Origin of the sequence: Bradyrhizobium sp. SRL28 (genome assembly GCF_018596315.1) — a bacterium.
Lineage (GTDB): Bacteria > Pseudomonadota > Alphaproteobacteria > Rhizobiales > Xanthobacteraceae > Bradyrhizobium.
On the sequence record NZ_JAHEAG010000009.1, the window covers coordinates 162,139 to 183,739 of the forward strand.

General features: G+C 62.1%; 24 protein-coding genes. 1 reads left to right on the plus strand and 23 read right to left on the minus strand.

Features of this window, described 5'->3' with window-relative positions:
• Nucleotides 1-35: 35 nt before the first annotated feature.
• From trbF to KIP88_RS20570, 20 genes are all read right to left on the minus strand, one after another.
• Nucleotides 36-719 (minus strand): conjugal transfer protein TrbF, encoded by a 684-nt coding sequence (gene trbF, locus KIP88_RS20475; RefSeq protein ID WP_214489742.1) that lies wholly within the window; start codon nt 717-719, stop codon nt 36-38.
• The gene (trbL, locus tag KIP88_RS20480; protein ID WP_214489743.1) at nt 719-1,966 is read right to left on the minus strand and encodes a P-type conjugative transfer protein TrbL; all 1,248 of its coding nucleotides are present in this window, start codon (nt 1,964-1,966) and stop codon (nt 719-721) included. Before trbL ends, trbF begins: the two co-directional genes overlap by 1 nt.
• 4 nt (nt 1,967-1,970) lie before the next feature.
• Nucleotides 1,971-2,354 carry a putative entry exclusion protein TrbK-alt gene (trbK-alt, locus tag KIP88_RS48510; protein ID WP_374226486.1) on the minus strand — a complete coding sequence of 128 codons (384 nt, stop codon included), beginning with the start codon at nt 2,352-2,354 and terminating at the stop codon, nt 1,971-1,973.
• On the minus strand, nt 2,351-3,088 hold the full coding sequence (trbJ, locus tag KIP88_RS20490; RefSeq protein ID WP_214489745.1) for a P-type conjugative transfer protein TrbJ: 738 nt from the start codon (nt 3,086-3,088) through the stop codon (nt 2,351-2,353). The genes trbK-alt and trbJ overlap by 4 nt, the downstream gene beginning before the upstream one ends.
• Entirely contained in the window at nt 3,085-5,526 is a 2,442-nt protein-coding gene (trbE, locus tag KIP88_RS20495) for a conjugal transfer protein TrbE (protein WP_214489746.1), read from the minus strand. Before trbE ends, trbJ begins: the two co-directional genes overlap by 4 nt.
• 7 nt (nt 5,527-5,533) lie before the next feature.
• The gene (locus KIP88_RS20500) at nt 5,534-5,797 is read right to left on the minus strand and encodes a VirB3 family type IV secretion system protein (RefSeq protein ID WP_214489747.1); all 264 of its coding nucleotides are present in this window, start codon (nt 5,795-5,797) and stop codon (nt 5,534-5,536) included.
• On the minus strand, nt 5,797-6,120 hold the full coding sequence (locus tag KIP88_RS20505) for a TrbC/VirB2 family protein (RefSeq protein ID WP_214489748.1): 324 nt from the start codon (nt 6,118-6,120) through the stop codon (nt 5,797-5,799). The genes KIP88_RS20500 and KIP88_RS20505 overlap by 1 nt, the downstream gene beginning before the upstream one ends.
• Nucleotides 6,117-7,085 (minus strand): P-type conjugative transfer ATPase TrbB, encoded by a 969-nt coding sequence (gene trbB / locus KIP88_RS20510; protein ID WP_214489749.1) that lies wholly within the window; start codon nt 7,083-7,085, stop codon nt 6,117-6,119. The genes KIP88_RS20505 and trbB overlap by 4 nt, the downstream gene beginning before the upstream one ends.
• Nucleotides 7,086-7,214: 129 nt before the next feature.
• Entirely contained in the window at nt 7,215-7,649 is a 435-nt protein-coding gene (locus KIP88_RS20515; protein WP_214489750.1) for a CopG family transcriptional regulator, read from the minus strand.
• Nucleotides 7,650-7,658: 9 nt separating this feature from the next.
• Complete coding sequence (locus KIP88_RS20520; RefSeq protein ID WP_308163615.1) at nt 7,659-9,611, minus strand: conjugal transfer protein TraG; 1,953 nt, start codon at nt 9,609-9,611, stop codon at nt 7,659-7,661.
• Nucleotides 9,529-10,938, minus strand: coding sequence for an MFS transporter (locus KIP88_RS48220; RefSeq protein ID WP_308163606.1), 1,410 nt, complete (start codon nt 10,936-10,938; stop codon nt 9,529-9,531). The genes KIP88_RS20520 and KIP88_RS48220 overlap by 83 nt, the downstream gene beginning before the upstream one ends.
• Before the next feature lie 100 nt (nt 10,939-11,038).
• Nucleotides 11,039-11,680: a ribbon-helix-helix protein, CopG family gene (locus tag KIP88_RS20530; protein WP_214489752.1), complete on the minus strand. Its 642-nt coding sequence runs from the start codon at nt 11,678-11,680 to the stop codon at nt 11,039-11,041.
• A 151-nt stretch (nt 11,681-11,831) separates the two neighbouring features.
• Entirely contained in the window at nt 11,832-13,586 is a 1,755-nt protein-coding gene (locus KIP88_RS20535) for a VirD2 family relaxase/mobilization nuclease (protein WP_214489753.1), read from the minus strand.
• A 1,018-nt stretch (nt 13,587-14,604) separates the two neighbouring features.
• A complete protein-coding gene (locus KIP88_RS20540; RefSeq protein WP_214489754.1) occupies nt 14,605-15,114 on the minus strand; it encodes a S26 family signal peptidase in 510 nt (169 codons plus the stop codon).
• Complete coding sequence (locus tag KIP88_RS20545; RefSeq protein WP_214489755.1) at nt 15,111-15,578, minus strand: DUF2840 domain-containing protein; 468 nt, start codon at nt 15,576-15,578, stop codon at nt 15,111-15,113. Before KIP88_RS20545 ends, KIP88_RS20540 begins: the two co-directional genes overlap by 4 nt.
• A 250-nt stretch (nt 15,579-15,828) precedes the next feature.
• Entirely contained in the window at nt 15,829-16,731 is a 903-nt protein-coding gene (locus KIP88_RS20550; RefSeq protein ID WP_214489756.1) for a replication initiator protein A, read from the minus strand.
• Nucleotides 16,731-17,012, minus strand: coding sequence for an AlpA family transcriptional regulator (locus tag KIP88_RS20555; protein WP_214489757.1), 282 nt, complete (start codon nt 17,010-17,012; stop codon nt 16,731-16,733). The genes KIP88_RS20550 and KIP88_RS20555 overlap by 1 nt, the downstream gene beginning before the upstream one ends.
• A 134-nt stretch (nt 17,013-17,146) precedes the next feature.
• Nucleotides 17,147-17,494 (minus strand): DUF2285 domain-containing protein, encoded by a 348-nt coding sequence (locus KIP88_RS20560; protein ID WP_308163607.1) that lies wholly within the window; start codon nt 17,492-17,494, stop codon nt 17,147-17,149.
• Nucleotides 17,495-17,723: 229 nt separating this feature from the next.
• Entirely contained in the window at nt 17,724-17,921 is a 198-nt protein-coding gene (locus KIP88_RS20565) for a transcriptional regulator domain-containing protein (RefSeq protein ID WP_214489758.1), read from the minus strand.
• Between the two features lie 148 nt (nt 17,922-18,069).
• Nucleotides 18,070-18,357 (minus strand): DNA -binding domain-containing protein, encoded by a 288-nt coding sequence (locus tag KIP88_RS20570; protein ID WP_214489759.1) that lies wholly within the window; start codon nt 18,355-18,357, stop codon nt 18,070-18,072.
• Between the two features lie 216 nt (nt 18,358-18,573).
• Here KIP88_RS20570 and KIP88_RS20575 point away from each other — a divergent pair, with 216 nt between their 5' ends.
• Complete coding sequence (locus KIP88_RS20575) at nt 18,574-18,828, plus strand: helix-turn-helix domain-containing protein (RefSeq protein WP_214489760.1); 255 nt, start codon at nt 18,574-18,576, stop codon at nt 18,826-18,828.
• A gap of 164 nt (nt 18,829-18,992) precedes the next feature.
• Here the strand turns inward: KIP88_RS20575 and KIP88_RS20580 are convergent, their stop codons facing one another.
• The 3 genes from KIP88_RS20580 to KIP88_RS20590 form a co-directional block, all read right to left on the minus strand.
• Entirely contained in the window at nt 18,993-19,316 is a 324-nt protein-coding gene (locus KIP88_RS20580) for a DUF736 domain-containing protein (RefSeq protein ID WP_214489829.1), read from the minus strand.
• 537 nt (nt 19,317-19,853) lie between these two features.
• On the minus strand, nt 19,854-20,342 hold the full coding sequence (locus KIP88_RS20585) for a hypothetical protein (protein WP_214489761.1): 489 nt from the start codon (nt 20,340-20,342) through the stop codon (nt 19,854-19,856).
• A 164-nt stretch (nt 20,343-20,506) separates the two neighbouring features.
• Complete coding sequence (locus tag KIP88_RS20590) at nt 20,507-21,448, minus strand: DUF2493 domain-containing protein (protein ID WP_214489762.1); 942 nt, start codon at nt 21,446-21,448, stop codon at nt 20,507-20,509.
• Nucleotides 21,449-21,601 lie beyond the last annotated feature (153 nt).

The following is a 21,601-nucleotide window of genomic DNA, read 5'->3' on the forward strand; positions in this document are numbered from 1 at the left end:
CACACTCGGGCTAGCGACTCCAGGAATCTGCATACTCACTGCCCAAGCTCCTTCGACCAGTTGATGGCGTTGACATAGACCCCGAGCGGGTTCTTGCGCAGGCGTTCGGCATCGCGCGGGGTTTCGATCACGATGGTGAGGATGGCGGTCCAGCGCTCGGTGGCGGTAAGCTGGCCATTGTCGTAGCGGCGCTCGATCCAGGCGACCCGAAAGCTTTCCGGCGAGGCACGGATGACGCTGGATATTTCCACTGCGATCTGCAGCTTGCCGAGTTTGGCAAAGGGATCGTTGACGCGGGCGTAGTCATTGAGGGCCGCGGCGCCGCGATCGGTGGTAAAGTCGTAGGCGCGCAGCCAGTCCTGCCGCAGCACGATGGCATCAGCCGAAAGCCCGCGCACATTCTCGATGAAGCGTGCCAAATGAAAGGCAATCTGCGGATCGGTTGGCTGGTAGAAGGGATTGGCTGGGCCGACCGCCTGTGCCTGGCCGAGACGATCGACCTCAATGACCCAGGGCGTAATGCTTCCCTGTGTGGATTGCCAGACGAGACCTGATGCAAGTCCTGCCGACAGGATCAGAGAACCGAAGGCCATCAGTCGCCAGTTTTTGGCCTGCACCCGCGCCGAGCCGATGCGCTCGTCCCACGCTTGCGCCGCTTTCTGATAGGGCGTTACGGGCGCGGGCGTGCGGCCATAATGAACGGACGGTCGTTTGAACATCACTTCCCTCCTTCGGAGAGATCGACGGAGGCGCCTCCTCCACCATGGTCGGCAGTGCGAACGACGTTGGTAGCGGCCGACGCCCCCTGACTCATGGTCTGCATCCGCTTCAAGCGTCTGGCCGAGCTGGACTGACGGTCCGGAGGTGAGGAACTTGCCGGCGGCTGGGCTGCGCCGGCTTCACCGGCTGCAGTGCCACCAGTTGAAGCCGAGCCGCTTGCAGCCGCGGCGCGACGAAGCGGGCTCGTCATCGCGGACGCGGCGGCATCCGCGACGCCGGACAAACCACCAGCCCGGAACGCCCCGCTCACGCTACCCGCTAGCGCCGCAGTCCCGCGCGCCGCGCCGGCGAGTGCGCCGACGCTTCCCGCAGCGAGGCCCGCTCCGGCCACCACGACCCCGCCGGCAGCTAACCCCGTGCCCGCGGCGGCTCCAGCGCCAAGTTGCGGACCGCCGGACACGATGCCATTGGCGATGCCGGGCCCAAAAATTCCCAGGCCCAGCAGCGCTAACGCGGCGAGCACCAGGGCCATGGCATCTTCAATGCCGACCTGTGCGCCGGCCGAGCTAACGGTAAACTGTGAGAACAACGACGAGCCAATGCCGACGATCACGGCGAGCACCATGACTTTGACGCCTGACGAGATGACGTTGCCGAGCACGCGTTCGGCGGCGAAGGCCGTCTTGCCGAACAGCCCAAAGGGGATCAGGACGAAGCCCGCAAGCGTCGTCAGCTTGAATTCAATCAGGGTGACAAAGAGCTGGATCGCCAAAATGAAGAAGGCGAGCAGCACGATCGCCCAGGCGAAGAGCAACACCGCGATCTGGATGAAATTCTCGAAGAAGCTGACGTAGCCCATCAAGCCCGAGATCGAGTCCAGGATCGGCCTCCCCGCATCGATGCCGACCTGCGCTATCCGCCCCGGGCGCAGAAAATCCGCCGAGGACAAACCAGTTCCTGAGGCTCTCAAACCGAGACCGGCAAAGCTCTCGAAAACGATGCGGGCGAGGCTGTTCCAGTTGCCGATCAGGTAAGCGAACACGCCGACAAAGAGCGTCTTCCTCACGAGGCGAGCGATGATGTCCTCGTCGGTACCCCAGGCCCAGAACAGAGCGGCCAGCGTGACATCGATCGCGGCAAGCGTGGTCGCGAGGAAGGCGACTTCGTTGCCAAGTAACCCAAAGCCAGAGTCGATATAGCGGGTAAACGTTTCCAGAAATCGATCAATGACGCCGGTGCCACCCATGGAATCACTCGCGTTCGGGTGTTGCAACGGGCGGCCAGCCCTGGGGGAGACGATCGGGATGCTTGGGCTGCGCCAACGACGGTCTCGGGCTGCCTGATTGAGCATCGGCGGAAGTAACGCCCGGTGTTTTCTTTGATCCAAGGAAGCGACGGCGGTTCTCCGCCCAAATCAGACGGCACTCCTGGAGCTCTGCAACCTGCTCGGAGGTGACCTTTCGGCAGCGTTCGAGTTCGCCGCCAAGCGGACTGGTTGCCCGGGATGCCGACGATCTAGCCGGTGGAGCGTCGCTGGCGTCACGGAGCTGGATTGTGCACGCTGCGACAAGGATGGGGACGGCAGCCGCTGTCGTCACAAGCATCACCCGCTTAAGTCCACCACGTCCGCTCATTGGTGAAACATCCGCACGCTGGAAGGCTGATAGCCCCGACCGGGTGCGAGAAAGCGACGAAGCTGCTCCCTGCCCTGGTCCTGGGCGGCGGTGCGCTGGGCGGTCTCGAGGTTTTGCGCCCGTCCCTGCGCGACAACTGCAGCCGTCAGGTCGGCGAGCTGCTGCGCCTGCAGACCAAGGAGCTGATTCCCGGCCTGACTGGCCTGCAGCGCGCCGGTCGCGCCCTGGCTTGCGCTGACGAGGGCCGACATCTCTTTGCGGTGGGTGTCGAGATTGCCGACCACGGTCGCCTGAACGCGCAAAGCATCCTGCAAGCCCGCCACAGAATTCTGCCAGCGTGTTTGCGCATTCGCGATCAGCGCTTGATCTGACGCGTTCGTCGATGCAGGCGCATAGGTCGTCGAGAAGGTTCGATCGATCTGCTTGATATCGTAGGCAATGCGCTGGGCCTGGGCGAGAAGCTGTTGGGTTCGCTGGATCGACTGCTCGAGCTGCTGCAGCGAGGAATACGGCAGGCTGGCGAGATTTTTGGCCTGGTTGATCAACATCTGCGCCTGATTCTGCAGCGAGGTAATCTGGTTGTTGATCTGCTGCAGCTCACGCGCGGCCGTGAGCACATTCTGCGCATAGTTGTTGGGATCGAACACGATCAGTTGGGCGGACGTCGGCAAAGCAGTACATGCAATCGCAATGGCGAGCCCACCCGCCGCTAAGAGGTGACGGCGACGCATCATGACAAACCTTCCTGCTTGATGAGACCGGGAATGAGATCGGCGGCCCAACCCAGCCCACGCGCGGCGAGCCAACCCCTGACAAAGTCCTCACGGCGATTTTCGGCGAGCACGCGCTCGATCATTGCCTGATCGGACTTTGATGAAGCCGCAGTGAAGGCGAGCGAAAATTCCTCAAGGCCCAGCTCGAACAGGCGATTGCCGCGCCGTGACTGGCAGTAGTAGTCGCGTTTGGGCGTGGCGCGTGCCAGGATCTCGATCTGCCGGTCGTTCAGACCAAAGCGCCGATAGATCGCCGAGATTTGGGGCTCAATTGCCCGTTCGTTCGGAAGGAACAGCCGCGTCGGGCAACTCTCGATGATGGCGGGCGCAATTGCGGAGCCATCAATATCCGATAGCGATTGGGTCGCGAAGACAACGGAGGCATTCTTCTTCCGCAGCGTCTTCAACCATTCGCGGATCTGGCCGGCAAATCCTTCATCATTGAGCGCGAGCCAGCCCTCGTCGATAATGAGTAGCGTCGGCCTGCCGTCAAGCTGCCCCTCAATCCGGTGATAGAGATAGGATAGGACCGCCGGTGCGGCGCCGGTGCCGATCAGTCCCTCGGTTTCGAACACCTGGACCGGACTTGTTCCAAGCTGTTCGGTCTCCGCATCGAGCAAGCGCCCAAAGGCGCCACCGAGACAGTAGGGTTGAAGAGCCCTTTTCAGGCCCTGGGACTGCAGCAGCACGGACAAACCGGTCAGCGTTCGTTCCCCCACGGGCGCAGAAGCCAGCGAAGACAGCGCCGACCAAAGATGCTCCTTGGCTTCAGGCGTCATGTCGATCTTTTCGCGGGCGAGAATGGCTGCGATCCATTCCGCCGCCCAGCCACGCTCGGCCGCATCGTCAATCATGGCTAGCGGCTGCAGGGCGACTGGTTCGGAGGCGCTGTCGGACAGCGCACCGCCGAGGTCATGCCAATCGCCCTTCATCGCGAGGGCCGCGGCCCTGATCGACCCGCCGAAATCGAAGGCAAAGATCTGCGAGCCTGGATAGCGGCGGAACTGCAGCGCCATCAGCGCAAGCAGCACGGACTTGCCCGCACCGGTCGGACCGACCACCAGCGTGTGCCCGACGTCCCCGACGTGGAGGGAAAAACGAAACGGCGTGGATCCTTCCGTCCGGGCGAAGAACAGCGGCGGCGCGCCGAGATGAGTGTCCCTCGCCGGCCCTGCCCAAACCGCGGACAACGGGATCATATGGGCGATGTTCAGGGTCGAGACCGGGGGCTGGCGGACGTTGGCATAGACGTGGCCGGGCAACGAGCCCAGCCAGGCATCGACTGCGTTGACGGTCTCCACCATGGAGGTGAAGTCGCGTCCCTGAATGACCTTCTCGACCAGGCGCAACCGTTCGTCCGCGATGCGCGGATTCTCGTCCCAGACCGTGATCGTGGCGGTGACGAAGGCCTCTCCAATCAGATCGGAGCCGAGTTCTTGTAACGCTGCGTCGGCGTCGATAGCCTTGTTGCTAGCGTCGGTATCGATGAGAGACGAAGTCTCGTTGGTCATCACCTCCTTCAGGATTGCGGCAACGGATTTCCGTTTGGCGAACCATTGCCGCCGGATCCTGGTCAGGAGTTTCGTTGCGTCCGCCTTGTCGAGCATGATCGCCCGGGTCGACCACCGATAGGGGAAGGCCAACCGATTGAGATCGTCCAGGATCCCCGGCGTGGTTGCCGTCGGGAACCCAACAATCGTGAGCACCCGCAGGTGTTGGTCGCCCAGCATCGGCTCGAGCCCGCCCGTCAGGGGCTCGTCCGCCAACAGCGCATCGAGATACATGGGAATCTCGGGAACGCGGACGCGATGTATCTTGGTCGAGACGCAAGCATGCAGGTAGGTCAGCGTCTCGCCGTCATCGAGCCATCGGCACTCCGGCATGAACCCTTCGACCAGTTGCAGCACGCGGCCAGTCCGATCGACAAAGCCGCGCAATACCTGGTGGGCGCCGGCAGCCTGCCCGCGCTCAGGTCCCTCATAAAGGAGGCGCTCGGCGCGCGCCGCATCCTCCGCCGGCGGCAGATACAGGAAGGTGAGGAAATAGGCTGACTCGTAGTGAGCTCCCTCCTCCTCGAATTGCGCCCGGCGCTCGGCATCGACCAGGGCCGATGCCACGTCCGGACAACTGCTCGGTGGATAGGCGTTCGATGAGTACCTCTGCGCTTCCACAAACACGGCCCAGCCGGATCCGAGGCGGCGCAAGGCGTTGTTGAGGCGGCCGGCAACCGCAACGAGCTCCGCCGGAACGGAGGAATCAAGATCGGGCCCGCGAAAGCGCGCGGTCCTCTGAAACGATCCGTCCTTGTTGAGGACGATGCCTTTGTCGACGAGTGCGGCCCATGGCAGGAAATCCGCAAGGCGTGTAGTGGAGCGGCGGTATTCGGCAAGGTTCATCATTGGTTGCTCACACATTCAGATGGGTTGGGGTGCGCAGATGGCGTCTTGCAGTCTCGACAAAGAGCGGATCGCGCTTCGCGGCCCAGACGGCAGCGGCATGACCGATTGCCCAGATCAGGAGGCCCGCGATCCACAGCCGCAAACCGAGGCCGAGCGCCGCGGCAACGGTGCCGTTGACGATGGCGACCGCACGCGGCGCGCCGCCGAGCAGGATCGGTTCGGTCAGCGCGCGATGCACCGGAATTGCAAAACCTTCAACCGGCCCGTCCATCAGATCAGCACTCCGCCGCCGAATGAGAAAAATGCCAGGAAGAAGCTCGAGGCTGCGAACGCGATCGACAGACCGAAAACGATCTGGATCAGGCGCCGAAAACCGCCCGAAGTGTCGCCGAAGGCGAGCGTAAGGCCCGTGACGATGATGATGATCACGGCCAGAATCTTGGCGACGGGCCCCTCGACCGACTGCAGGATCTGGTTAAGCGGCTGCTCCCACGGCATGTTGGAGCCAGCGGCATCTGCAGTGGGCGAGATCGCCACGGAGCTGAGAGCTACCGCAACAGCTATTATCCCGCTTCTCAATGTGACGCCGTTCATGATGGGTCTCCTGCGGGTGAAATGAGGTAGTCGCCCTCGGTCGTCAGGCCATCGACACGCGCGAGTTCTGTCAGCCGACGGTCTGCGCCACGGCCGGAGAGAACCGTAATCACGTCGATGGTCTCCGCGATCAGCGCGCGCGGCACGGTTATGACGGCTTCCTGGATAAGCTGTTCGAGGCGGCGAAGGGCGCCAAGCGCCGTGCCGGCGTGAATGGTGCCGACGCCACCGGGATGGCCGGTGCCCCAGGCCTTGAGAAGGTCGAGCGCCTCGGCCCCTCGCACCTCACCGATCGAGATTCGGTCGGGGCGTAGCCGGAGCGAGGAGCGCACGAGGTCGGACAGCGAGACGACACCATCCTTGGTGCGCAGCGCCACGAGGTTAGCCGACTTGCATTGGAGTTCGCGCGTATCCTCGATCAGCACGACGCGATCTGCAGTTTTTGCAATCTCGGCCAGCAGCGCATTAGTCAGCGTGGTCTTGCCGGTCGAAGTACCGCCGGCCACGAGGATGTTTTGACGGTCCCGGACAGCGTTGCGCAGCCCTTCAGCCTGAGCGGCTGTCAGGATGCCGGCGGCGACATAGTCGTCGAGGGTAAATACGGCCACCGCCGGCTTGCGAATGGCAAAGGCTGGAGCGGTCACCACGGGCGGCAGCAACCCCTCAAAACGCTCTCCCGTCTCGGGCAACTCGGCCGAGACGCGGGGACTTGCCGGATGAACCTCAGCGCCGACGTGATGGGCAACGAGCCGCACGATACGCTCGCCGTCGGCTGCGGCGAGACGCTCGCCGGTATCTGTCATGCCCCCCGACAACCGATCGACCCAGAGCCGGCCATCGGGATTGAGCATGACCTCGACGATCCCAGCGTCTTCGAGCCAGGCCGCTATCGCCGGTCCGAGCGCGGTGCGCAACATGCGTGCACTACGCGAGACCGCCTCGGACTGAAGGGAATGAACTGCCACGCTTGCCCCCAAGGTCGCCGAGATATGAGCTCGGCGGTGGGGATCAGTAGAAAAGGCAGGTTACGCGCTCGTGCAACAAGCTCAAATCAGGAGGCGTGCCGTGGCGTAGCAAAAGAAAAGATGGCGGGATCACTCACGAGGAACGGTTGGCGACGTTTGCGCCGGATCGATGTCGAGCGAGATCTCCTGGGCCAGGGTCTGGCCCCTGGCCAGCCGGCGCCCGAGGGCTTCGACAAACCCCTCATACCGCTCCCGGCCCTTGGCCTGCGCAGCGGGCTGCGCCGTATCAGGCAGCGGCGGCGTTGCCGTCAGCCAGAACCGCACGAACAAGGCCAGCGCTTCATTTGAAATGGTGATATGACGCTCCAGCCGCTCGACGTGCCGGGTCAGCCGGTCAAGGCGACGGCCGAGCGCCGCCTCCATCCGTTCCGAATTATCCGGCGACAGGAATGAGGCCAGCGCAGTTTCGACGATGAGCGCCTGAGGTACTCGCTTGCGGTTGGCATGATCGGCAAGCTGGCCCGCAAGGTCCGGAGGCAAACGAAACGTGTGCTTGGTTCGCATTATCTCATCCTAGAGGTCGAGGCCGTCGCCTGGATCCATCGCGGCCTGACGCGCCAGACCGGGAACGTTCATGCGCAGCACACGCGCCCGTATGGCCTCACCGTCGCCCTCGTCTTCCGTGAAGTCGAACTCCGGTGGAGGCTTTGAGGCTTCCGGCGCGATATTTTCATGCTCGGGAAGCTCCGGCTCGCGCCGAATGCCGGAATTTGCGGGATCGTCCACAGATTGCCGAGCGCCCGACGACGTTACCGGCTCGGCAACACTTGAATTCGGCGGAGCTGGCAACTGGCTCCAATCGTCCGACGGAATGCCGCCCTCGCGACCGAATGAGCTTGGGTCCGCCGGTGGCAGCACACGTTCGACCAGACGTGGATCCTCAAAATACCTCGCCTTCTTGGCTCGGATCGGTGGCACGCCGGAAACCAGCACGAGCTCGTCCTCTGGTGGAAGCTGCATCACCTCGCCTGGCGTCAATAACGGGCGCGCGGTCTCCTGCCGCGAGACCATGAGATGGCCAAGCCAAGGGCTAAGCCTGTGGCCAGCATAGTTCTTCATCGCGCGCAACTCGGTGGCAGTGCCAAGCGCGTCCGACACCCTCTTGGCGGTGCGCTCGTCATTGGTCGCAAAGGAAACGCGCACATGACAATTGTCGAGGATGGCGTTGTTCGGCCCATAGGCTTTTTCGATCTGATTGAGCGACTGCGCGATAAGGAAGCTCTTGAGGCCATAGCCCGCCATAAACGCAAGCGCCGACTCGAAGAAATCAAGCCGTCCAAGTGCCGGAAACTCGTCGAGCATGAACAGCAACCGATGCCGACGTCCTTCGGCCTGGAGGTCCTCGGTCAGGCGGCGGCCGATCTGGTTGAGGATCAATCGCACCAGTGGCTTGGTGCGGCTGATGTCCGATGGAGGTACGACGAGATAGAGCGTCGTGGGCCGATCATCCTCAACGAGATCCCGGATGCGCCAGTCGCAGCGGCGTGTCACCTTGGCGACGACGGGATCGCGGTAGAGGCCGAGGAATGACATTGCGGTGGAGAGCACCCCGGATCGCTCGTTTTCGCTTTTGTTCAGCAGCTCCCTCGCCGCGGAAGCGATCACCGGATGTGTCCCGGATTCGCCAAGGTGCGGCGTGGTCATCATCGCGCGAAGCGTGGCTTCGATTGGCCGTTTCGGATCGGACAGGAAACTCGCAACACCGGCGAGCGTCTTGTCCTGCTCCGCATAGAGGACGTGAAGGATGGCTCCGACCAGTAGCGCGTGGCTCGTCTTCTCCCAGTGATTGCGCCGTTCCAGCGAGCCCTCGGGATCGACCAGCACGTCGGCCACATTTTGCACGTCTCGAACCTCCCACTCCCCTCGTCTCACTTCCAGGAGAGGGTTGTAGGCTGCACTCCTTGAGTTGGTGGGATCAAACAACAGCACCCGGCCGTGTTGGGCCCGAAAGCTGGACGTCAGGGTCCAGTTTTCACCCTTGATGTCATGGACGATGCAACTTCCCGGCCAGGTTAGAAGGGTCGGGACAACAAGTCCGACGCCCTTTCCGGATCTGGTGGGGGCGAAGCACAGCACATGCTCAGGTCCATCGTGCCGCAGATAAAGTCCCTCGAATCGTCCGAGGATCACGCCATCTGCCCCGGCAAGTCCGGCACTTTGAATCTCAAGCTGGCTGGCCCAACGTGCAGAACCATATGTGGCCGCCGTCTCCGCCTCCCGAGCCCGCCACACCGACATCGCGAAAGCGACTATAATCGAGATGATCCCGCCGGACGCGGCGACGCATGCCCCTTCAACGAACACTTGAGGTGCGTAGGCATCGTAGGCATACCACCACCAGAAGAAGGCCGGAGGCAGATAGATGGGAACGCCCGGTGCGAGCTCAAACCAGGGGTGTCCGAGTTGCGGCTGATAGCCGAGACGCCAGGCCGTCCATTGCGTCGCGGCCCACATCGTGATGAGCACGACGGTTAAGACGCAGGCGATCTGGCCCCAAAGTATTCTGGTTGCGGACATGGCATGGAATATCGAGCGACTCCGTCAGCCGCAGACAAGCCATCTTGCAGGCTGCGAGTATTTTCGGATACCCCGGCGAACAGATTGGTGCGGCAAACCAGATGCCAGCCACGATCTGAAGCCCTACGTTGAAAGCAAACGCTGCTTGGTAAGCGACTTCAGGGTAGTGCCCATCTATGGGAGCCCAGAGCTGAACTACTAGCCCCGTCATATATTGCACGACAAACGCGCTACCGATGTGGAAGAGGTTCAGAGCCGCATTGGCCCTGCCCGCCAGTTCCTTCGGAAAATACTCGGCCAGGATCGCGTAACTGAGGACAGTTCCAGCACCGACTGCCGCCACGAATATCCACGGGACATACGACGGGAGCGGCCATCGCAGGATCAATGCCAGCTGAGCCACGATGAACATCGTGGCGACAAGGCCTATCAGCGCCCGCAGCCCGACACCAAGTCGGCGAGCGCGATCGACCACAACGCCCCACAGAAGCCCGCCCAAACTCAGTGCGATTGCCATAATGAGCAAATGCCAGAGTAGTCCCGAGCGGTCGAGACGCTCGACATCGCTGAGCCATGGCGCCGCCCACAGTCCCTGCAACGCCCATGCCGTCCCGATGCAAGCGGCTGAAAGCGGAGCCAGGCGCCAGAAGCGTGGGTCGGCATAAACCATCCTTAGACTATTTGGTCCGCCTGCCACCGATATAGGTGCTGGCACCTCTGGGACAGCAAGATAGATGACAAGAGCGCATCCGGCCGAGACAATCGCGAGCAGCGCAAACAATGCTCGCCAACCCGCCGAAACCAGCAGGAACTCCGCAGGCAAAGTTGCCGTCAGTGCGCCCAAGGCCCCCAACATGATCATCAAGCCGTTGAGCAACGGGATACGTTCGCTTGGAAACCAGAGCACGAGGGCTTTCAAGCCGGCGGTCAATGACGCGGCGACACCAAGGCCGATAAGCGCTCGACCGATGAAGAGCATCCAAAAATTGTCCGAGACGGCAAATAGCGCCGCGCCCAGAGCTGCGGCAATCATCACGCCACTTTGGATCCGCCCCGGACCATATCGGTCCAACAAGATGCCGATCGGAATCTGGGCAGCCGCAAAAGTCAGGTAGTAAACAGACGTCAGTAGACCAAGATCGCCAGCGTTGAGGCCAAATTCCGATGTCAAAGAGCCGGCGACCGTTGCATTGATAGTCCGGAATAGAAATGAGAGATAATAAGCGGCAACGAACGGCAGGAACACCCGCAGAATCAGGTGCCAGTTTTCTGTCAAGCCGCCGACACTTCGGTCTCGAGTCGCACGGCTGGACAGTCGGGATCGTGGTGGCTGTTCGACCGATTCTTCGTGAGCAATTGTCTGCTTCGCAACGGGTCTAGTGCAGAGGCAGTCCCGCCTTCCCTGGAAAGTTGAACAGGCTGCCGCCCTCCCGGACGGCAGTGGCGTGCTCTACTTCGATGCCAACCGGGTTTGACGTGCGGAGATCTGGCTCGTGAACTGGCGAAGAGGTCTTTGCCAGTCCCTTCCCAAAACCGTCAGCGAGAGTACCTCTCTTTTGGCCGAGCCGATCCACTGTCTCATGCACGAGCGAAGTCCCCGACTGAACGCGCCGCCAAACCTGTGTGGCAAATTCATCGAACCGCTCCGACCCTAGCGCACACGCGGCCGGCAGAGCTGCTGCCGGTAGCGGCGGCGTCACCGCAAGCTGGTATCGAGCCTGCAGCGCGACGCTCTCATTGACAACCCTAAGATCCTGATCGAGCTGTTCGAGCTGGCGGCTCATAAGTGAAAGGCGGCGATCTACCGAGAGATTATCGCTATCGTCGTCCGAACCGAAGAACTGGACAAGGGCGGCCTCAACGAGCGCCGACTTGCTAGCGCCAGGACGTTTGGCGGCTGCCGCTAGCCGCGCGGCCATCTGCTCCGAGAGATAGACGCCAATTCTGGGCTTCATCGTTGGACCTTTTGAAAGCCTGATTTCCTGCAGTACGCCTCCGAAGCAGCGGCGCGCTGACAAAAGGGGCTACTCACGGCTCCCGAGCAACCGCTCAATCGCAACCGTCGCGCGTTCGGATAGATCGGCGTAGAAAAAGGCCGATCGAGATTGCATGGCACCTGGCGGCCGGCGCGAGGTGCGACATGGCGCGGAAGTGCCGGCAGTCCGCCAATCAGATTCCCAGGCTAATTTTCCTTCCAAAGCTCCAGTTCACTCCCCCTCCACTCGCCGCGACGCCGGATACCTGTCGATCGAGATGCTGCTCAAGGGCCGGCCGCCAAGGCACGAGTTGGAATCCAAGTCCGTCGTCAATCATGGCAAACCGGCCTGACGCCAGCGTTACGCGCTGACGATAGACGCCCACGATGCGTTCGCCCTCCGACGAAGGAGTGTGCGATAACCCCGTCTCGGCCGAGAGTCTTGCCACCGTCGCATCGAGCTCCTGCCGCCTTAGCGTGTTGAGGAGATCGCGGGCAAAGACGACCCTTGCTCCCTGCCGGCGCGCAAGGCCTTCGCCTGCGAGATAGTCAACCCGGCGGTCCATGGCTTCGCGCACTTCGGATCCGAAACCACCGCTCGCCACGATCGAATCCCGCGTGAGTAACTGCCGGTCAATCCAGGTCGCTCCCGGCGCGGTGACCTGAGCCTCAATACTGAGATCCGATCGGTTGGCGAGCGAGAGCCGTTTGCGGCCCTGTGCATCGTCGTAAGACCGCGCCTCCACGATCGCGCCGGGCGCGGCATCGCCGGTCATTTCGATATCGGTGAACCTGATGTGATGCGTTCGTCCATCGATCCCCTCGACGATCGCATAGGCCGAGCCTTTCAGTTCGTCTTGCAGTCCACGCTCGACCAGGCGGCCGAGCACGGGATCTGTCGGTTCCTCGCCGTGCAAGGCAAAGCCGGAGACATCCGGCTCGCGGCCACGAACGCTCATCGCCCGATGCATGGTCTTGATGACATCGCCGCGAATTGACAGATCACGCAGCCTGTCCTCGATACCAGGCTTCAGCGTCCAGCAGCCGGGTGCAACTTGATCGGCAAGACCGAGACGTTCCAGTCTGGCTGCCCGGCCGACCATCAGGCGGCGGAGGCTCAAGTCTTCGCCCGACGCATTTGGCCGGAGGTCCGCCACGCCGGCGCCCTCGTCGGCGGCGATACGCAGCGCCCGATCGAGGCTCGTCCAACGTTCCGCCTCAACCTCCCTTTCCAAGGCAGACTGGATGTCGCGCTCGCTGCGCGGCCCGAGCTCCAGTGTGACGCGCTCGGCGGCGCGATCCCGAAACCCACGGCTGATGTAATCCCGGCTGATAACGAGATCCTGGCCGTCCTCGGCGCGGCCGCGGATCAGGACATGAATATGCGGATTGTCAGTGTTCCAGTGATCGACCGCGACCCAGTCCAGCTTGGTTCCGAGATCGCGCGCGACGTCGGTCATCAACTCGCGCGTGAAGGCACGGAGATCGCCGAGCTCGGCGGCGTCCTCCGGAGAAATAATAAATCGAAAATGATGCCGGTCATCCTCGCAGCGCCCAGCAAAGGCCCGCTCATCCGCCGCATCCGACCTCGCGTCGAACATCCGGGCGTCCGCGCCGTCGCGCGTCACGCCCTCGCGCTTCAGATAGGTGATGTGCTTGGTCAGCGGGGCCGAGCGAAAGCGCGTGCCGTGATGACGGACCACGCGCGCCTTCATTACCACGCGTCGCGAAGTCGAGCGGAGTGACAACGAGAGCGCGGCACGCCGGCCTCGTCCGAAGTGCGACCGACTCGCTCCACCCTTACCGCGCCCGAAACCGTCGCCGACATGCCCGGCCTTCTTGGCCGCCCGCATGACCTGGCCGACAAAGCTCTTCGGACGCGACGAGCTACGTCCGTTGTCGCGAATGCGACCAGGGCGAACACGAAGGTCATTGTCGCGCTGGCTCATGAAGGTTTCACCGCATACTCGCGTAGGCCGACGGCTCCGGCCCCGTTGATTTCCTTGACGATTTGGAATGGAGCGACGGCTTGATCATTCTCGCTGCCTCTTAAAACCTCATCTCCACCAACCACATGCGCCGGACCGAAGGCGGCGCTTTTCCCTTGCCGTCCTCCGTCGCTGGTTCCCAGGGCCCAACTTCCAAACTTCCAAGCCAACAGACTCTCGGTACTCGCGGCGATTTGCGACAAAATGCAGTTCGGGTCATGCGGTGGATCCTCCAATAGCGCCTGCCCGAACACGTCGGCTGGTGGCCGATTCATTGCGAAAGAGCCGCCGCGACTTGGCGGTTGACTTGCGAAGCCCCCACTGTTTGCGAACGAAGCGAGCGCTTGCGATAGCGATCGTTACCCGTAGGGCCGAGACACCCGTAGGGTGGCTCGGTGAGGAGCGAAGCGACGAGTAGAGCGCGGGCCGAAGGCATCGCCCGTATGCCATCAGCACGTTGATATCGCGCTCCTCCGCGAACCCTTGCCGCGTGAGCGAGGATCCTTCAGTAGCAAACCCGAAAGTCACAGCGTCATGACGTGTTGCAGCGCCTCGAATGCAAACCGAATGTCCGTCACGCTGCGCCCGCCCGCTCAACAAACAGCCTCTCAACAACAGGGGAGCCCCCCGCCAAGGAAGTGCACGCCTGCCGTCAACTGCGGCATGTTCACCCTGCTCGTTGTCCAGCAATGGTGTGACCGCCGCGACGTAGGCCGTAGTTTCGGATGGAAGCTGCTTGCGATGCGGTGTGTGCGCGCACGCTAGGCTCGAAGAGCGCGGAAACAGCGATGACACACGAATGGCGCGACCGCCACAATAGCACGCACGGTACGTCGGAGCGAAACGAAGCCACACGGCCGAGCCAAGCTTTCCGTTGCAAGCTGTGAGAACGATGCTTCACTGTTGGCCGGCAAGGAAAAAATGAAGTCCCTTCGGAGGGAGCCGTAATCCAGCGGCTTGTAGGGGAGTTCGTGCATGATTACTCCTCGTTAGTCCACACGGGTACCGCTCTGCCGATCACTGCGGAGGCAGGAAGTGGCCCGAAGTAGCGGCTGTCCAGCGAGTCGGTTGACTGCCAGTTCATGACAAAGATGTCGCCATCAGCAATGACGCGGCATCCGTTCCAGGCCGGAAGCGGACGGCCTCTCCCGTCGCGTTCCTGCGCCTGGCCGACCTCGACGCCGTCGACGGCGATCGTCAGGCGGTTTCGGCAAACCTTCTGTCCGGGGAGTGCCAGAACGCGCTTCAGCATAGGGACACCGATCGGCAGATAACCATTGAGATCAAGGAATGCAGCAAGGAGATCAGGTGGCTGAATCGCGACAAGTTCGGTAACGACCAACGTGGTCATCGGCTGAAGGCGGTAAAGGCCAATTGGAACGCTGTTCGATGCATTCCATATGTAGCGTGGTGGCGCTCTCCCAATCGTCCAAAGGAGAAGAACGGTTGCTACAGATGTCGTGAAAACTGTCGCACGCCGAGCGCTCATGACATCATCACCCTCCCCCTATGGAGCCAGGCCTGGTGCCGGGACCGGGTGTATGGCCGAGGTATTTCGTTGACCGACAACCGGTTATGCGCATGGTGCCAATAGTCGGGGGCGGCGTCGGCAGGATCAATGCCGAGCGCCTCGACGGCATCGATCAGCTGCAATACCCGCTCGACCTTTGGCCAGCCTGACAGGCGCAAGAGAACCTCGCCGCCCGGCCTGACATAGGGCACAGTCGAGCAGCGCTGGCCAGTTGCGACCGCCCGCAAGATGTCGATGCGTGAAACGACCGTTCCAAAATCGTTCGACATCCAGCGCACAAACGCGAACATGCTGCCGGGCGCGAACGACAGGACCCGCCTGCGGCGATCGAGAATTCGCTCCTCGGCGACGCGACCGAAGCGAATTCGGTTCTCGATGCGACTTTCAAGCCATAGCAGCTCAACCTGCGTGAGATTGCTCATGCGGCTGCTCCGTCTGCTCGGAGGTCAAACGCCTTGGTCCGCCCAAGCAGACGGCGCAGCGCCCGCTTACCAACAGGCTGGAAAACGACCGTCCCCGTTAGAAGGAATCCGAAGGATTCCAGGTTAGTAAAGTTACGGCCGCGACAAGCTACTGAGCACCAAGACGTTTCATCCGATTTTGGTCCTCGATAGCACGAGGATCGGGTCCTCGATGGCACGTGAATCCCGGTCCCCGATAGCACGAGCTGATTCACAGGTTTTCCCCCGTGCGACAGAAACCACGCTTGCGCAGACGTTCTACAAACGGATCGACGGGAGTCGGCGCAAAGACGAGACGTTCAGCGCCTCGAGGTCCCGGTCGGATGAAAAGACGGTAGCCAGGCATTGCCTGGCGACGGACTATTTCGCGCAGGTCGTAGGCAAAATGTTTGAGCGGCGAGAGGCTGCCGGACTTGGCGTGGAGATGAACAAGATCGAAACTCCAGCCGCCTTGCTGATGGCCGCCGTGCTTACGGACGACCCGATAAAGCCAGCGCTCAAGTCCACCTGTCAGGTCGAAATAGGCCCGGTCGATCGTGAGCACGAGCGCGTCGTCCAATACACCGCCGTAGAACCAGTCCGGCAGGATCAACTCCAGTCCACGCGGGCGGCCGTGCACATCCGCGGTCTCCTTCCACTCGTTAATCCAGGAGAACCGGTGCCGCCGGCGCTCCGTCGGTTGACGGATCGACGTCATCACGCTGGTCGATTGCAGCCGGTCGAGCGCCGCCTTGAGACGGTCGTAGTCGCGGGCGCTGGTACCGCGGCCGACGAAGGTAAGGATTTCGTAGGGCGTTGTCGCCATCAGGCGGGAGGTCTTCAGCCCGCTGTCTCGCGCTTCAACAATCTGCGAAGCCGCCCAGATCAGCACATCCGCGTCCCAGATCGTCGCCATGCCGTGTTCCGGCACGGCCTCGACGCGAATGGCGATCTTGCCAGCGCGGAAGTCGATCGGAACGACGCGCCTGGACTTGGCCAGGGAGAAGAACGGATATGCCATCAGGTCCTGCGCGTCGCGTGCCGCGAGGTCGCCCGGAAGCGCTCGGAACAGGTCGAGCTGTTCGCGCTCTAAGATACCTCGGCGCCAGGCCGGCCGATCATGTTCCCTGGCCATCAGCGTCGCGCCTTGCCCGCATAGGGAATGGGGCTCGCATGCCGCCTGGCGGGTAGCACCGTGCCGGCGCCTGGATCAGAGGTGGAGGTTTTGGCGCCCCGATCTGCCCAGGCCCTCAGGTCCTCCAGCGCATAGACCACGCGCCCACCAAGTTTTCGGTAGGCCGGGCCGGTGCCGTAGGTTCGGTGCTTTTCAAGCGTGCGACCGGAAAGCGAGAGGAACCGCGCAGCCTCGGGCGTGCGCAGATAGCGCGGCGGCAAGCCGGCGTTCGGATCGGGCATTTGAGAGGCTCCATGATCTCAGGGAGCGCCGGCGAGGTTGGCGGCGCGTCGAAGGTCAGGGTGGCGGAGTGAGGGCGCGAAGGGGGATGCCGATGATCGGGAGGTCCGCTTTCGGCACCCCTTTGAATTATCGGCTATTGCTTGCGGCGCGACCGCTGAAGCAATGCCCGATAGCTGCCGCGCATCAGCGCCAGCCCGCTCTGGACCAGGCGGATCGTGCGGTTACGCAGGTCATGGGTTTTCCAGGCATGATCCGGAATGCGGTTTTTGCCAAACAAGGCTTCTGCAATGGCGCGATAGCTGTTTCCTTCGGCTCGGCCATCGAGGGCGCGGATGGCAAGCGTTATCCGCTGGCGTCTTTGCGCAGACAGCGCAGGAAGTGGCGGTCTCGGCCGCCGTCCGCCAAGAGCCGACCACAGTCGATGCGCGGCGCGCGAGCGGACGTCGAACTCGGCGTCGAGCGGTAGTTCGAGGATCAGCAATGTGGCCTCAGTTGGAGGCTCCCTCAGCCACAGCCGATGCGTCGTTCCACCCAACCGGACGACGGCATGCCATCCATCTGACGCACGCCGAAGCTCGGCGCCGGTCAGTTTGGTCAGGTCAAACTCGTACCGACAAGCATCAATCGACGAACGAACTCCCGCCGGCAGCACGGTCGGCAGAACCTCGGGCGCCCAGAAGATAGCCTGCGTATCGAAGGGTTGGCGGGGGTCAGCTGCGAAAAGAAAGCCCCCATCGCTCTCGGAATTTTTCCTCGCTCAGCGCAGCCGGCGACCCGCCACGCTGCAGCGAGCGGTAATCTTCACGATAGTCGAGATTGCGACGAAGACACTCCCAGGCGAAGTCAGTTGCTTCGGCACTCTGCAGGCTTGCATAGGCCTCCGGCGATCTCCAATCGAATTCCGACATCGTATTACTTTCCCCATGCTTAAAAGGACAGGGAATTGCAGCACGAAAATGGGGACCCTTTATGGTTGCACGATACGCTGTCGCTATTGCGTCATTCAGCTTTGCAATCAAGGGGCAAACAAGAAGTCATCTTTCTGTCAAATGGAATTCACTTTCCATCTTCTCGCCGGCCTCCATGCAGCAGATGACGATAGCCCTGGTCCGCCATCCATTTCGCGCGAGCAAGATGGGTGTCGAACGCAAGGCGTGCACGTTCCGGCTCCCGGACGGCATCAATGTGGAGGATGAGGCGCGCCGCTTCGCGCCAATCCGCGTTATCGGCCTCGGCGTCGAGCAGGCGCAAATAGGTGACGACGTGTTCCTCGTCATACACTGTCAGGACGGGATCATCGGGAGCCGTATCTGCAACATTGGGATCGAGCGGTGGCGACGGCATTGAAACTCCTACTATTTTCTAGAAGCTTCGACCTCGGGACATCTTAGCTGCCCTCAGGCGATCTTTGTACTGGGAAGCCCGGCCGCTTAGAGGCTTTGTTGGCCCCAAAAGATTAACCAACCGTTTGTACGGAACGTTCCCACCCGTCGGATATCACGCGCGATTGTAGAGAATACTCCGTGGTGAAATACTCTTCAAGGCGCTGCCCTCTCAGGCATGGAGATACGAGAGGTACTCGCGCTCAATCTGAGGAAGCTTCGACGGGCACGCGGCTTTTCGCAAGAAGAGTTGGCGCACCGTGCCAAAATCGACCGTACCTATATCAGCTCGCTTGAACGAAACCTTTACGCCGCCGGCATCGACGTGGTGGACAGGCTCGGACGGGCTCTTGGGGTCGAAGCCGCAGATCTTCTCAGGCTTCCCCCTGCCGAATCAGGCGAACGAAAGAAGCGGACGCCGTCCAAGCGTTGAAATCGAAATTTGGATCGGGTGCTGGTGCAACGCCTTTTCGCGAGCCGGGCCTAAAGGCCAGCCAGGCCGGACGCAGTCCCGCGTCAGCCGCGTTGGCCGATCCTTGCCGATAATGCAAGAATCAACACCCCGCTCAACGAGCGGGGTGTTGGGTCTGGTTCGGCTCAGTCCCCGTTGGGCTTGCGGCTGCGGGACCAGATCAGGGTGGAGGTCTCGGCGTCTTCGTCGTCGAAGAGGTTGGCGTAGATCGGAGCGTTAAAGCTCGGATCGTCGAGCTTCACCGACAGATAATCGCGGCCCTCGCTGGAGCGCTTCGGCCAGGCGGCCCCGATCTCGGCGCGGCCGACATAGACCCGGTGGCTCGGCGCGTTGTCGCTGGTCCGGTCTGTCTCGGGCACGATGCGGACGCCCTTGGTCTGGAGGCTCAGGGTGACGATCTCGCCCTGGAATTCCTGGCCGGACTTCTTGAAGGAACCGATGTTAGCCATGTCACTTCTCCTTGCTGTTTTCGAGCCCGCGACCACCGCGGCCTCGATGGCGATCTGAAAGCCGAAGGCGATCGACGCCGCACCCGCTTGGGCCGCAGCGCAGCGGAGGATGGCGGCGGGCGACTTTCTTGCCTCGCGAGGAATGGGCGAAGCCCAGGGGAAGAAAGTCGATCCGTCCGCCATTGCGGTTCAGGCGATCGAGGCGCAGCCGACCTTCGGCCAGATCAAGCCAATGAGAGGCAAGGTGCTCGCGTGCACTGAACAGCATTCGAGGAGACGTGCCAGCTATCAATCGGTCCGAACAAGAGACCCCGGCGCATCCGGGAAGGAAGAGAAAACCTGGCGTACAGAAAGGCGCCCAAGCGTCGACGAGATAAACCGGACCAACGACAACGCTCCGAGCCATCAGGATTATCGTCGACCGACGGGATCGTCACCGCCCGTTCGAAGCGCTCCCGCGCGGGCCGTTATCTCTCGGTCACGAAGAACGACAGCCTCCCGTTCCATAGCCAGCCGAGCGAAGACGGAGCCGAACGATCACCCGTCTGTGGTCACCGATCCCAAGCATGGTCCCAAGGGTGATGGAGCCGAACCAGCACCAACGCCCGCGCTGAGAACAGGTGTCGTCAATATCGCCACGCGGGCCCAAGCGGTGCATCCGATGCCGACCGCGCCGACCAAGGCAAACACTTCCCGCCACCATTCCGAGGAAATGCCGATATGAGCGAGGCTGAGCGTCACCTCATAGCCGGCCCACACCGCGGGAGCCGCGAACAAAAGGGCTATGACAAGACGGATGGTGGGAGAGCGTGTGACAGAGAAGAGATACCGACCGGCCAAAAGTCCGAAGGCACCCGCGACAAAACCAACAGCGATGGCGCCGATGGGACCTATTCCAGTTCGATACGTATACATGCCGGCGGTCACGCCGACGAAGAACGGCAATGCATAGACTGCGAGCGTGAATAGCGCCCAACAGACGACGCCGAGCCCGGCGATATTGAGAAGAATGCCAGTGGTGATCATGGTGGTGGGTCCCGTGACACGTGTTGCAGGGTTACGCCTCCACCACCACCACGGCGCACCATTTAGTATAGCCGAAGACATGAGGTGACGGGAGAGGAAATTCGTTGGTGGTTCCTCCGTCTGGTCAATACGGAAATGTGCCTTTTGTCCGGCAGTAGCGGCGCTTACGCGCCGCCGTCGCCGCCGAACTTCCAGACGGGAATGCCGAGCTTGCGCGCCTTGTCGGCGAGATTGTCTTGAATACCGGTGCCGGGGAATACCATGACGCCAACTGGCAGGACGTCGAGCATCTGGTCGTTGCGCTTGAAGGGTGCCGCCTTGGCGTGGCGGGTCCAGTCCGGCTTGAAGGCGATCTGCGTTACCTTGCGGTGATCGGCCCAGCGGGCGGCGATGCGTTCAGCCCCCTTCGGTGATCCTCCATGCAGCAGGACCATGTCAGGATATTTGGCCCGGACCTTGTCAAGCGTATCCCAGATCAGGCGGTGATCGTTGCAATCGAGTCCACCGGTAAAGGCGATCCTGGTGCCCGCCGGCATCAGCGGCTCAAGGGCGACACGACGTTTGGCTGCGAGAAAGTCGCGGCTGTCGATCATGGCCGAAGTCAGGGTGCGATGGTTCACCAGAGACCCCGAGCGTGGCCGCCAGGCTGAGCCTGTGTGACGCTCGAATTGCTCGGCGGCCTGGTCGCGGAAGAACTCGATGGCGTTGCGGCGTTCGATCAGGGTCATGCCCTCGGCGATGAGGCGTTCCAATTCGACCGAGCGGATTTCCGAGCCATCCTGATCCTTCTGGCTGCGCTTCTGCGCCAACTCATTGCCGTCGAGGTCGCGTTCGATACGCTCGGTGGCGCGGTGGAAGAGATTGACGCTTCCCCACAGCAGGTTCTCAAGATCTGGTTCGAGACGGGTCTCGCTGAGCGTCGCGATCAGGGCGTCAAAGATGTCGGCGACGGCGTCGGCGACGGTGTGCGCTTCAGGCAGCGGTCTGGGGTCGGGTTCGTCCTGAAAGGGGCGATAGCCATGGAGCTGGAGTTCGGTGAGTACGTGATCGGTTGGGGATGTCGTGAGCGGCGGATCCCAGGTCTGTTCGTCGCGATCGGTCGTCATGGCGTTTTCCTTTGTCGGAACGGCCGCGCCCATCGCGGCCTTCGTGGCGACGAAAGGCGGCGGGCGGACCGGACCTGCACAGCGAAGCGGCCGAAGCAGAGCGGAGGATGGCGGGAGCCGGCTATTTTGCTTCGCGATGTAAAGCGTCTGTGA